Origin of the sequence: Olivibacter sitiensis DSM 17696 (assembly GCF_000427965.1) — a bacterium.
Taxonomy (GTDB): domain Bacteria; phylum Bacteroidota; class Bacteroidia; order Sphingobacteriales; family Sphingobacteriaceae; genus Olivibacter; species Olivibacter sitiensis.
This window is the reverse complement of the sequence record NZ_ATZA01000053.1, coordinates 16566-29173: the sequence shown is the minus strand read 5'-3', so window position 1 is coordinate 29173 and position 12608 is coordinate 16566. Positions and strand designations below refer to the sequence as shown.

Here is a 12608-nt window from a genome sequence, read left to right as displayed (position 1 = left end):
TGGGCATAGGAGGCCTTGTAGACCCCTTTGGGATTACTGTTGCGCTTAACCTCCCGGCTGACTACCGATTTGTCCCTGCCGATGATAACGGCGATCTCCGAGATCTTCTTTCCGCTCGCTCTGTAAGCCTGGATTTCGTACCTTTGTTCCAGGGTTAAATGTGATTTTTCCATTCGCAATTCAAAAGTCGTTTTTTTCCCTTAAACATGCCAATTGGGGGTACCCCCAATTGGCATGTTTATTTCAACCTTTGTTGCATTTCTTAATTGAACTTACGAATGTTCTTTAGAGGTCGATTAGTATTAAGTCAAGTTCTTCCAATTTCGAAAACCCTTTGTCAGCAGTGACTAAAGGAACTCCGTAAACAAGAGAAGTAGAAGCGATTATTGTATCTGGAAGTTTTATCTTGTATTTTCTCTTTATTTGAATAGTTTGTTCCTTGATTTTTGCATCCCATTAATCCCAAAATAATCATTTACAAGTTGTTTCAGTTTAATTTCTTCAGATTTTATGACCCCACCAAAACCTAATAATTCAACTTCTGAAACGAAGGAAATCCCAAAACTATATTCCAAAAAGGTTCAATTATTTTGTTTCCTTCATGGACGTAAATCAAAAAGTTGGTATCCGCAATAAAATCAATCCTCATTTTCCCTTATTGCAATCTGATATTTTAATCCGTCGATATTTCGTTTCAATTTTCCGAAATGTTTGGACAAATTTCCCGCCTTTTTACTTTTCTTCAGTTTTTCAGCAAGAATTTTAGCGACATTTTTGGAATTATTTGCATCTATTACTACCGTCATTTTTTACAAAATCACTTAATCAAATTTACGATTTATTTGAATTCGGCTTTAAATGATATGATATTTCCTTAACGATCCCATAGCAGCTCGGGGATTGCTCATAAAGACGAACCAGGAAAAGAAATTTTGTCATGTACAACTAAAAAGTTGATAAAATCAAAAGGGAATATCAGGCAAGAAATCCTTAACGGAACAGCCAAATACTTTCGCCAATTCGTTGATATGGTTGAGGTTGTATTTTGCCCTATGTTTTGGGCTTTCAATATGTCCGATGAAGCCTACGGAAAGGCCAAGTTTCAATGCCAGTTCAGCCTGTGAAACGTTCCTTGCAGTGCGCATTTCGCGGACCTTATTGATAACATAAAGTTCAATATCAGATTTAAATCCTTCTGTTGCCATTTTCATGCAATAACGGAACAGAATTTTTCACTATCACCTATACATGTATATGTATTTATTTTATATTTGCTTTTGAAATAAAAATCAATCAACGTCTTAAAAAGTCATGAAAAATGAAGTTGCACGACCTATAGCCTTTTACGGTTTCCCGTATTTACCTACTATTTCAAAGCTTTATGTTTGCTGCAAATTGAACGAGTATACAAAGATGTTGGCTTTCACATTAAACAATCTTATTCAATAAAAATATAAACGTATGGAAAATTTAAATCAAGATAAGGATCAACCTAACGTTTACACACAAGAAGTACACAAGAAGCATGGCATACCCGCACTTATATCCTTTTTTATTCCTGGAGTAGGGCAAATGATTAAAGGGGATATTGGAAAAGGAATCTTAATATGGCTTTTTGGTCTTATTGGTTTTATTCTGATGTTCTATTGCTTTTATGAAAGTAACTCAGATGGAGGAAATGCATCCATGGCTTTTTTAGGTTTCTTATGCATCTTGGGCATGATGGCATTCTTCATCTGGAACGTGTATGATGCTTATAATTCGAATTAACTAAGAATCAACAGCCTAATTATTAATAATTTATTAAAATATAAAACAAAATTCATGAAAAAATTTTTCCTAGGTTCCATTGCATTGATCGTATTCGCCCTATCTATTATCCTGTTCCAATTGAGCTGCAAAAAGGAAGCTGAAACTGTCACATCCACGCAACAGCAGATAGGTAAGATACTTTACATCAAATCGGTAAGTTCCAGATATGAAATTTGGATAGCCAACTATGATGGCAGCAACCCAACAAGGATAAACTATGCTCTACCTGGGGATACGGGTGAAATCCACAATTTTGACTTTTATCCCCAATTGTCACCGGACGGGAAGACCGTTTTTATCTCCATATCAGGAGGCGGCAATGTAGAAGAAGGTATCTATTCCTGCAATGTGGATGGAACGAATATGAGGAAAGTGATGAATAGTGGATATCTGCGCAGCGTTTATTGAATAGCTTATTGTCAACAAAAGCAAATCATCCACCTAGCATCTAAGCATCTGCATATCAAAGCGTCATGAAAATAGATTACAGGCTTATCGTATTGGCAATAACTGTCCCCATGTTCGGATGTGGAAACGTCAACAGTCACAACCATTCACCCGCACCTACACTGGCGGAAAGTTCGGCACAGGACAGTACCGAAAAAGACACTTCAACAGAAGAAAGGATAGCTCTGATGAACGAACTGAAAAACAACGCAGATCAACTTGCCAAGAAAGAAAAATGTCATCCAATACCATTAAGATTTATGCCATGAACGCTTACTTTAAAGCCTTGAATTTGTTAGCTTATTAAACGATTTTCATTTTTTTCTTTGTTTTTTATCGAAAAATATCTTCATTTGAAAAAATATCAGCGAATTTGTCGTCAATTAAGGCGGCGTAAGGGGGAGAAAATATAGAAACACGACTACTTCAACTTTTTTAAATAAAAAAGACAAAAAAGTAGCTTACATGAGACTATACGAGAAGACGGACAAGGAGTTGATACACTCTTACTTGGCTGGTGACAATACTTCGATAGAGGTGTTGATAAACCGTTATAAATCGAAAATATACACATCTATATACCTTTTAGTAAAGGATACCCATCTGGCAGAAGATATTTTCCAAGATACCTTTATAAAGGTGATAAAAACGCTCAAATCTGGCAGTTACAACGAAGAAGGAAAGTTTTTACCCTGGGTGATACGCATCGCCAATAACTTGGTCATAGACTATTTCAGAAAAGAAAGAAGGACGCCCATCGTGGCCAACAACGACTCCTTCGACTACTTTGACATCGTATCTCTGGCTGATGAGAGCATGGAAGACAAGCTCGTAAAGGAACAATCCCACAGAGATCTGCGCAAACTCATCCAATTATTGCCCGACGACCAGAAGGAAGTACTCATCATGCGCCATTACGGTGAAATGAGCTTCAAGGAAATCGCAACGGTCACCGAGGTAAGCATCAATACCGCCCTGGGACGCATGCGTTATGCGCTTAACAATCTTCGGAAAATGATGGGCGATGTTGCCGAACTTTCGTTGAGGACTACGGGCTAAAGCGGCCCTTGTAATTCATTTATTGAATAAGACCGATCTCTCTAGAGTGGAATATAGCATCGATATTATGTTCGAAGAGATAAGTCTGCACGCCCATATCAGTTAACTGATCCATCAAAAGTTGGGTCGATTTGCCCTTTCTTTTTCTGACGTTACGGATGAATATGGCAAATACCCTGCCTGGAAACTCTTCAACGATAGCAGAATAGATCATGGGGTCGCGCTGGGAATTGTCACCAATAAGCACGAATTTTTGATGAGGAAAGACGCGCATAATACGTGCTATCCTATCTTTCTTGGATTCGTGCTTCGTGCGCCCGGTATTGAAAACTTCACGAAATCGCTTTAAATGGCTTAAAAGCAAAACGCCCGAGGGGAGCATGTTATGCTCAAATATCTTCATGATATTATCGTATAGGTTCCATTCGCTGCTAGACACATAAAAGAATGGGTTAGATGGTTGATCCTTCACCCCTCCGCTCGCCAATAGTTGATACCAAATAGCAGCCGAGCTAAATAGCCTTCGCTTATATGGATTCTTGGCCAACAACTCCCTCATCCTTTTCAGAATGGTAGTGGAATGAGAAACTAGCACGGTGTCGTCAATATCTGATATAAAAGCCATCTGTGTTATCTCAGGAATGAGAATATCACTGCGATCCGTAGCTAGTACTTTGTCTCCTTCTCCGAGCAATTCCACAAAAAGCGGATACATACCGCCTGCAAACGCTTGCGAAGAAGACCATTGGAACTTAAAAAAACCATCTTTCTCTGCTACGGTTTCAACCATTTGGCTATCAAAGTGCAGCCTAAGCCTGGCATAAGGAAAAGGTCTTACCATAAAAAGCTTCAACAAGTGAACCATATTGGCTAAACTGCTCTCGTATATATCCTTTTTACTTGTCGCCATCCATTCAAAAGCATGGCCATATGCCACCATATTATGCTGATGCCCGTATCCCCGATATAATTTAACACTATATTTATTTGACATATTTTCTTACAAACAGCACAAAAATGCACAAGTTTTGTTGCATTGGTAGTCAACACAATATTTTATTGCATGAGCCAACAGCCAGTATTATCCTTTTATTGCGTAATCAACCCCAATGCCGGGGCAAAAAAAACAAATTACAAATCCGAAATAAGCAGGTATTTTGCCACTACACCGCATCATATTGCCTTCTACGTATTGGAAAAAGGATGTTCTGTGGCGGAGATAAGGGACGAAATTGCAAAAAACAAGCCAGACAGAGTAATAGCGGTAGGGGGAGACGGCACCGTGAAACTCGTCGCCGAATGCCTTCTGCACAGCCCCATCCCTTTGGCAATAATACCTGCGGGCTCGGCCAATGGCATGGCAAGGGAATTCGACATACCGAACGATCTCACTATGGCCCTGGAGATCGCTCAATACGGTGCTCCCAGGCAGATCCATGCCGCAAATATCAACGGACAGCTCTGCGTTCACCTGGCCGACGTGGGCATGAATGCACATATCATAAAACGTTTTCAGGAAACCAATATTCGGGGCATGGCCGGCTACGCAAAAGCCGCTTGGCGTACATTTAAATCCAAGAAACGCATCAAATTCATCTTGTATGACAAAGGCATGATGCTAAAACGAAAGGCAGAAATGTTGGTCGTAGCAAATGGAACCACCTATGGCACTGGTGTCAGGATCAATCGAGACGGATCTCTTTTTGACAACAAAATAGAAATCATCCTTGTAAAAACCATTTCTTTGCTCGAATTGATAAAGATGCGTTTTTCCAAAAGGATTCCCTTCAACCCCTTTAAAACCGAAATCATCAAGACAAAAAAGGTTGAAATAAACTGCAATAGACCTTCCTACTTTCAAATTGATGGAGAATATATAGGGAAGATTTCCAAATTGAAGGTAGAGATCATAGAACATGCCATGTCCGTTATAAGCAAATAAAAAGTTGTAATAAATCGGAAAAACAAGATATTTGAAGAATCAAGGAAAAGGAAATCATATAGACATACACCAATATAGTAATAAATTATGCAAAAAAAATTAGAAATGCTAAAGAAACATACCTTTTTCGGACTTCTGTCCGTATCGCTTGCCGCTTTCCAGGGATGCGGCTCAGCCGAAAGCAAACAAGACATTGAGAATGGTAGGGACTCGGTAAAGCTCGACCCCGTAGAAACAGCGGCCCCCAATAGCGACTACAAGCCAGCATTTGAAGGACAAACACGTATAAGCGGCATTAAGACGAATACTGCCTATGACGTACAGATTCTGAGCAAGGAACTGAAAAGGCCATGGGGCATTATTACGTTGCCCGACGGTCGCCTACTTATCACCCAAAAGGAAGAGGGCAATATGCTAATTGCTACCAAAGACGGTATCCTGAGCGAACCTATCACCGGCCTGCCGGAAGTAGACTCTCGGGCACAGGGCGGTCTGCTGGATGTAGCACTAGATCCCGATTTCCCTTCCAACAGGATGATCTATTGGACCTATTCGGGCAAGACGGGTGGTAAAAACCTGACTGCTGTGGCCAAAGGAAAGCTTTCTGAAGACGAGAAAACCGTCCAACAAGTAAAAGTCATCTATGAAGCGACTCCAGCTTATGATGGCCGCCTGCACTATGGCTCTCGCATTCTCTTCGATAAAGATGGCTACATTATCTTCAGTACGGGAGAACGCTCGGACCTGGAAACAAGACCTCAAGCTCAAGACCTCAACTCCGCCCTAGGGAAAATAATACGCATCACCAAAGATGGCCAACCGGCACCGGGCAATCCATTTGAAGGTAGCGCGGACAAAAGGCCCGAGATCTACTCATACGGGCACCGCAACGTTCAGGGATTGGCATTCCACCCCGTAACTGGCGATCTATGGGAAACAGAATTTGGCCCAAGAGGCGGCGACGAGGTGAACCTAATCCAACCGGGCAAAAACTACGGCTGGCCCATCATCACCTACGGAATAGAATATAGCGGCAGCAAGGTGGGTGATGCCATACAACAAAAAGAGGGGTTGGAACAACCTATCTATTATTACGATCCTGTGATTTCGCCAAGCGGCATCACCTTTTATAAGGCCAATACTATTCCGGAATGGCAGAACAATTTATTTATTGCTGCTCTCAGTGGCACCCATATAGCACGTCTCCTTATCGAAGACAATAAGGTAGTAGGAGAAGAAAGGCTGCTTGCAGACCAAGGACAACGCTTTAGAGACATAGTAGACACACCTGATGGTGCACTCTATGCAGTCACAGACATGGGATGGCTTTACTTGATAAAAAAGAAAGATTGAGTCCGCAAACAAACCGATAAGAGATACTGGAAAATTTATTTTCCGATTTGCTTCTGAAAACTTCACCAAAGCTGCTTGCATAGCCATAGCGCAGGCAACCTTTGGTGAAGTCCTTACACCTTCAACGTGGAGAGGTTATTTTGTCAAGGTTACTAAACTGCCATCCCCATCTACTATAGGATATAGAATATAGGGGTACAAAGAAAAAAACTATGAAAAGAAGAAATTTCATCAAAAGCACTGCAGCGGGAGCGTCGGCTATGCTCCTAACAGGCACATCCAACATGGTAAATGCTGCCCCTGCCCAATCAGAAGAAATAACACATTATGTGCTGTTTTGGCTCAAGGAAGGCTTGAGCGAACAAGAAATCACCGATTTCGCCTCTTTTTTCGAACTGCTAAGAGAAATTCCCGTGGTACAATCGTTGCGGTATGGAAGGCCGGCAAAGACAAACCAAAGGGAAGTAGTAGACAACTCATTCACATACAACCTTTTAGCTACATTCAAAAACCTAGCGGACATCAACGTATATGAAACGCATCCAATTCATCTAGATGCTATACAGAAATATAGCCACTACTGGTATAAAGTGGTAGTACATGATTCCTGCTTATAAGCGACAGCGCTTTGCATTTTTCAAACTCCACATTGCAAATTGAGTAAAAACCATTACCTTTGTCCTTTGTGAAAAATGAAGGTTCTTGCTTCATCCCATTATCGTGTAAGCCCGAAATATACTTCGGCAAACCCCTTATTTTCGTTCAATTCAAACTCGCTGGCCGTCAAGGCCTTTCTTTTTATCCAGAAAACTTGACAGTCTTACGAGACAGCAAAACAATAAGTATAAATAAACAATGAGTAACTTCACCAAATTACCTGCTGTATTACTTTTGGCAGACGGCACCGTTTACTACGGCAAGGCAGCTGGGAAAATCGGTACGACTACTGGCGAGATCTGTTTCAACACAGGTATGACAGGCTATCAGGAAATTTTCACGGATCCGTCCTATTATGGCCAAATCATGGTCACCACCAATGCCCACATAGGCAACTATGGCGTATCTGAAGAAGATACGGAATCAAACACCATCCAGATAGCCGGATTGGTATGTAAAAATTACAGCGTGCCTTATAGCCGCAAACTGGCAAATGAATCTATCCAAGACTATTTCCAGGAAGACAATTTGGTCGGCATAAGCGATGTAGATACCCGATCGCTCGTGCGCCATATACGCCACAAGGGAGCGATGAATGCCATCATCTCCTCAGAGATTCTCGACATCGATGTGTTGAAGGAAAAACTGAAAGAAGTCCCCTCGATGGATGGGCTCGAACTTTCGTCTAAGGTATCGACCAATACGGCCTACTATTTTGGAGATGAAAATGCCAAATACCGCGTGGCTGTGCTGGATTTGGGAGTTAAGAAAAACATTCTGCGCAATTTTCATGCAAGAAACATCTATGCAAAGGTATTCCCGGCAAAAACCAGCTTTACGGAAATGGAAGCTTGGACCCCAGATGGCTACTTCATATCCAATGGCCCTGGCGATCCAGCTGCAATGCCATATGCTATCGACACGGTAAAAGAAATTATCGCGGCAGACAAGCCCTTGTTCGGCATTTGCCTAGGGCATCAGCTCTTGGCATTGGCCAATGGTGTGCGCACAAAAAAGATGTTCAACGGACATAGAGGCATTAATCACCCCGTAAAAAACATTATCAACAATAGCTGTGAGATCACCAGCCAAAACCACGGATTTGGCGTGGTGGCAGAAGACATAGAAAATGCCGACAACATTGAGATCACGCACGTAAACCTGAATGACAAATCCATAGAAGGTATCAGGGTGAAAGGTAAAAAAGCATTTTCCGTCCAATATCACCCCGAATCCTCTCCAGGTCCTCACGATTCTCGGTACTTGTTCGACAATTTCGTGGACATGCTAACGGTATAATCTGCTAGATTTTTAGGGAAAAAGAATATATTTGAACAAATATATTGTAACAAATAAACACATACGGAAAGTCCGTATTAAATTGAATCAAAGAAATGAGTTTAATTATTGATGTGAAAGCGCGCCAAATACTTGATTCGCGCGGAAATCCAACAGTAGAAGTTGACGTAACCACCGAAAATGGTTTTGTAGGTCGTGCGGCTGTTCCATCCGGAGCATCCACCGGCATATACGAAGCCGTAGAATTGCGTGATGGTGATAAATCAAAATATCTAGGTAAAGGCGTTTTAAAAGCAGTTGAAAACGTAAACACTAAAATAGCCAATGCCATAGAAGGCCTGGATGTCTTTGAGCAAAATGCCATTGACAAAATCATGATTGAGCTTGATGGTACCGAAAACAAGAGCAACTTAGGTGCGAATGCTATCCTTGGCGTTTCTTTGGCTGTAGCCAAGGCCGCAGCACAAGAAAGCCGCCAGCCCTTATATCGTTATATAGGCGGTGTCAACGCCAACACCCTGCCCATCCCGATGATGAACATCATCAATGGCGGTTCTCACTCAGATGCGCCCATTGCGTTCCAAGAGTTTATGATTATGCCCGTGGGCGCTACATCTTTCTCGGAAGCTTTACGGTGGGGATCTGAAGTATTCCATCACCTGAAATCTATACTGCATGATAGAGGCCTTTCTACCGCAGTAGGTGATGAAGGTGGTTTCGCTCCTACTTTCGAAGGCACTGAAGATGCAATAGAAACAATCTTAAAAGCCATCGAAAAAGCAGGTTACAAACCAGCTGAAGATATCTGCCTAGCGCTAGACTGTGCTTCATCGGAATTCTTCAAAGACGGCAAATACGATTATACAAAATTCGAAGGGGAAAGCGGAGCTATACGTACCAGTGCTGAACAAGCCGAGTACCTAGCCCAGTTGACAGAAAAGTATCCCATCATTTCCATCGAAGACGGAATGGCTGAGGATGACTGGGATGGCTGGAAACTACTGACGGACAAAATTGGCGATAAGATACAATTGGTAGGCGACGATTTGTTCGTCACTAACGTAAAGCGCCTACAAACCGGTATAGATAACCATACCGCCAATTCCATCCTCGTAAAGGTAAACCAGATAGGATCTTTGTCAGAAACGATAGATGCCGTCACATTGGCGCAAACAAACGGCTATACTTCCGTAATGTCGCATCGTTCTGGAGAAACTGAAGACAATACCATTGCTGATTTAGCGGTAGCATTGAACTGCGGACAGATAAAGACCGGTTCAGCCTCTCGCTCAGACCGCATGGCCAAGTACAACCAGTTGCTTCGCATAGAAGAAGAACTGGGCAACAATGCCAAATTCTTGGGCAAGAGCTTTAAGTTTGCGAAGAAATAAAACATTGCTCATTTATCACAAAAAGGCGTATTGATAAAGTAAGATTTATCAGTGCGCCTTTTTTATGATAGCTTTATTTTGCGGCAAACATGGTTTTCCTCAATTTTTGTTAGCTTTGTTGGAAGTATTCACATTGTTTCGAATGGAACTTAGACATGATGAAAATAACCATCAAAAAGTTTCATCCGACCATTGAAAACAAAAGGCAAAAAAGATGAAAAAAGCTTTCAATATCGTCAAGAACAAATTTGTCATTGCTGGCCTGGCATTTATAGTATGGATGCTCTTTTTCGACAGAAACGACTTGGCCACCCTGTTTGACTACGGAAAAGAACTCAATGAGCTCAAGAAAGAAAAAAACTTCTATATAACCGAGAACGAAAGAGTTGGCAATGAATTAAAGGCTTTGACAAGCGACAAAAAGAAACTACAGCAGTTTGCCAGGGAAAAATACATGATGAAAAAGGACAACGAAGATATATTTATCCTCATAGAAGAACGTGAAAAAAAATAGTTGTCCAGAATTGAACAACTATTTCTCCTAAAAAATCTGGCTATAGCATGCCTCCGCATACCGACAGTACTTGACCATTGATGTACGATGCCATGTCGGAAGCTAAAAATATACAAGCATTGGCTACATCTTCCGTTTCCCCAGCGCGTTTCAATGGGATATTAGCTTCCCAACCTGCCACGACTTTTGGATCCAGCACTTCCGTCATTTCCGTGCGTATAAAGCCTGGTGCGATGACATTTGTACGAATATTTCTGGAACCCAATTCTTTTGCTACAGACTTGCTAAAACCTATTATACCAGCTTTAGAAGCAGCATAGTTCGCCTGCCCGGCATTACCCTGCACGCCCACTACCGAACTCATATTGATAAACACACCTTTTCTTGCCTTCATCATAATTTTGGATGCTGCCTTGGTAACGTTGAAAACCGACTTTAGATTGACATCTATAACGTCGTCCCAATTCTGCTCGGTCATGCGCATCAGCAAGCCATCTTTGGTGATGCCAGCATTGTTCACCACAATATCAATACCTCCAAAATCCGCTACAACGGCATTTATCAGCTGCTCTGCCTCATCAAATTTTGACGCGTCCGATCGATAGCCCTTCACCTTTGTGCCATAGACAGACAACTCTCCCACCAGCGCTTCTCCCTTTTCTACAGACGACAGGTATGTAAACGCGACATTGGCACCCGCCTCGGCAAATTTTTCGGCAATCTTTCTGCCTATTCCTTTAGACGCACCTGTAATAAGCGCATTCTTACCTTCTAATAACTTCATTTAATTTTTTTATTTCAACATGAGTACAAGGGCTTACATGCAAGCCCCTAGTATCGGTAATTTATAATGGCCGCTAAAATAAGACATAATTGGTAGAAAACCGAACCAAAATTTGACCCTGGCATCAACTTATACCTTGGAAGGCGCCAGGCGTAATGCCTTCATGTTTCTTAAAAATACGGGAGAAATAATTTATACTATTGAAACCAGCAGCATAACAGGCCTCCTTAATCGAGCCAGACGGAGAAGCCAGGTATTTCTTGGCGACCCGTATTCTTTCCCTTATGATAAACTCCATGGGACTAATCCCCAATTCGTTCTTAAAGGCCCGAAAGAAGCCTGGCTTGCTCATACAAGCTTTTTTGCATAGATCTTCCACCTTTATCGGCTGAGACAGGTTGTTTCGTATATAGGCGACTACGTCTGACAGTTGCGTTGCACCAGCCTTTGCTTCCTCAATACAGGTCAAATTCTGATATTGCATAATCCTTATTAAAAGTTCTTGAATGGCAATTTCGGCCAGAGCATCTTTGAACGGTTGGTTACCTACATTGATCTGAATAAGTTTCTCCACCAAACTCATAATCTCCTTATTGTTTTGGAAATGAAAGTTTTCTTTCAACTGCAGATTCCACAAAAGCTGTCCGTCAACTCTCGGATAGCGCTCATTGAGAAAGTTAACAACGTTGATAATTTGTTGCTTTTCTATTGCCAATGCCGTACATTGGGTAGGATTATCTTGCTTTGCTTCCGGAAAATCTATCAACATGGTCGTATTGGCCGGCACGATCACCGTTTCTCCCGGCAAATAATTGAATCCCTCGCCTCCGTACAAATACATGATCTTCTTGCCCCGCACCATATTGGTAATCACCAAATCGTTAAAACGCAGCGCTATATTTTTCGCATATTGATAGGTTTCAAACACATTCAATTCACATTGATCCAATGTAAAAGCTCTTCTATTCTCCACCATAGTCTTAAGCTCTTTGGAGCTGCTTAATCTCAGTGAATTGCCCTTTACCTGCTTTTGGTTCCAAGATTTCATAAAACATCATAGTTTAAACATACAATTTCAACACAATAAACCCTGCCTTGTTTAGAAGAATCGCGATTGATTGCAGCACAATTTGGTTATAGCAATTCCAAACATAAGAAAAAGGCAGTGTTCTCGCAAATGATGCCCGCCACCAAGCATCATACTAATTTCATTTTTTGCAGGTGCTTAGCCCTCCCAAAGGCAAAAACCAACCCCGCATCACAATTGTTTAATAGTTTGATACGATAGTGCAATAAACAAATGACCTCATTAGATAAGTTTGTGCTATTGCTAACTAAATTTTTGTTAAC

General features: G+C 41.5%; 17 protein-coding genes. 10 read left to right on the top strand and 7 right to left on the bottom strand.

Features of this window, described 5'->3' with window-relative positions:
• The 4 genes from A37S_RS26825 to A37S_RS0119725 form a co-directional block, all read right to left on the bottom strand.
• Positions 1-173 (bottom strand): helix-turn-helix domain-containing protein (locus A37S_RS26825; protein WP_084163981.1); only part of this gene is annotated, 173 nt, incomplete at its 3' end.
• Positions 174-285: 112 nt separating this feature from the next.
• A complete protein-coding gene (locus A37S_RS28370) occupies positions 286-444 on the bottom strand; it encodes a PIN domain-containing protein (RefSeq protein WP_084163984.1) in 159 nt (52 codons plus the stop codon).
• A gap of 194 nt (positions 445-638) precedes the next feature.
• A complete protein-coding gene (locus A37S_RS27575) occupies positions 639-806 on the bottom strand; it encodes a hypothetical protein (protein ID WP_169719539.1) in 168 nt (55 codons plus the stop codon).
• Positions 807-962: 156 nt separating this feature from the next.
• The gene (locus A37S_RS0119725; protein WP_036603390.1) at positions 963-1205 is read right to left on the bottom strand and encodes a helix-turn-helix domain-containing protein; all 243 of its coding nucleotides are present in this window, start codon (positions 1203-1205) and stop codon (positions 963-965) included.
• A 256-nt stretch (positions 1206-1461) separates the two neighbouring features.
• On the opposite strand from A37S_RS0119725, the gene A37S_RS26815 reads away from it, so the two are divergent.
• The 4 genes from A37S_RS26815 to A37S_RS0119705 all read left to right on the top strand — a co-directional run bounded on the left by A37S_RS26815 (position 1462) and on the right by A37S_RS0119705 (position 3318).
• Positions 1462-1770 carry a hypothetical protein gene (locus tag A37S_RS26815; protein ID WP_084163980.1) on the top strand — a complete coding sequence of 103 codons (309 nt, stop codon included), beginning with the start codon at positions 1462-1464 and terminating at the stop codon, positions 1768-1770.
• Positions 1771-1824: 54 nt separating this feature from the next.
• A complete protein-coding gene (locus A37S_RS0119715; protein ID WP_028298476.1) occupies positions 1825-2220 on the top strand; it encodes a TolB family protein in 396 nt (131 codons plus the stop codon).
• Positions 2221-2285: 65 nt separating this feature from the next.
• Positions 2286-2528 (top strand): hypothetical protein, encoded by a 243-nt coding sequence (locus tag A37S_RS0119710; RefSeq protein WP_028298475.1) that lies wholly within the window; start codon positions 2286-2288, stop codon positions 2526-2528.
• A gap of 196 nt (positions 2529-2724) precedes the next feature.
• A complete protein-coding gene (locus A37S_RS0119705) occupies positions 2725-3318 on the top strand; it encodes an RNA polymerase sigma factor (protein ID WP_028298474.1) in 594 nt (197 codons plus the stop codon).
• Between the two features lie 19 nt (positions 3319-3337).
• Here the strand turns inward: A37S_RS0119705 and A37S_RS0119700 are convergent, their stop codons facing one another.
• A complete protein-coding gene (locus A37S_RS0119700) occupies positions 3338-4312 on the bottom strand; it encodes an App1 family protein phosphatidate phosphatase (protein WP_028298473.1) in 975 nt (324 codons plus the stop codon).
• Positions 4313-4381: 69 nt separating this feature from the next.
• On the opposite strand from A37S_RS0119700, the gene A37S_RS0119695 reads away from it, so the two are divergent.
• The 6 genes from A37S_RS0119695 to A37S_RS0119670 all read left to right on the top strand — a co-directional run bounded on the left by A37S_RS0119695 (position 4382) and on the right by A37S_RS0119670 (position 10474).
• Entirely contained in the window at positions 4382-5260 is an 879-nt protein-coding gene (locus A37S_RS0119695) for a diacylglycerol/lipid kinase family protein (protein WP_028298472.1), read from the top strand.
• An 87-nt stretch (positions 5261-5347) separates the two neighbouring features.
• Positions 5348-6613, top strand: coding sequence for a PQQ-dependent sugar dehydrogenase (locus A37S_RS0119690; RefSeq protein WP_245586433.1), 1266 nt, complete (start codon positions 5348-5350; stop codon positions 6611-6613).
• Positions 6614-6825: 212 nt separating this feature from the next.
• The gene (locus A37S_RS0119685; RefSeq protein ID WP_028298470.1) at positions 6826-7230 is read left to right on the top strand and encodes a Dabb family protein; all 405 of its coding nucleotides are present in this window, start codon (positions 6826-6828) and stop codon (positions 7228-7230) included.
• A 238-nt stretch (positions 7231-7468) separates the two neighbouring features.
• Positions 7469-8569, top strand: a complete 1101-nt coding sequence (gene carA / locus A37S_RS0119680) for a glutamine-hydrolyzing carbamoyl-phosphate synthase small subunit (RefSeq protein ID WP_028298469.1) — start codon at positions 7469-7471, stop codon at positions 8567-8569.
• Between the two features lie 95 nt (positions 8570-8664).
• On the top strand, positions 8665-9960 hold the full coding sequence (gene eno, locus A37S_RS0119675) for a phosphopyruvate hydratase (RefSeq protein ID WP_028298468.1): 1296 nt from the start codon (positions 8665-8667) through the stop codon (positions 9958-9960).
• Between the two features lie 214 nt (positions 9961-10174).
• Positions 10175-10474, top strand: coding sequence for an FtsB family cell division protein (locus A37S_RS0119670; protein WP_028298467.1), 300 nt, complete (start codon positions 10175-10177; stop codon positions 10472-10474).
• 40 nt (positions 10475-10514) lie between these two features.
• Here A37S_RS0119670 and fabG read toward each other — a convergent pair whose 3' ends face one another.
• Complete coding sequence (gene fabG, locus A37S_RS0119665; RefSeq protein ID WP_028298466.1) at positions 10515-11258, bottom strand: 3-oxoacyl-[acyl-carrier-protein] reductase; 744 nt, start codon at positions 11256-11258, stop codon at positions 10515-10517.
• A gap of 124 nt (positions 11259-11382) precedes the next feature.
• Positions 11383-12306, bottom strand: coding sequence for a helix-turn-helix domain-containing protein (locus A37S_RS0119660; RefSeq protein ID WP_051293332.1), 924 nt, complete (start codon positions 12304-12306; stop codon positions 11383-11385).
• Positions 12307-12608: the final 302 nt, after the last annotated feature.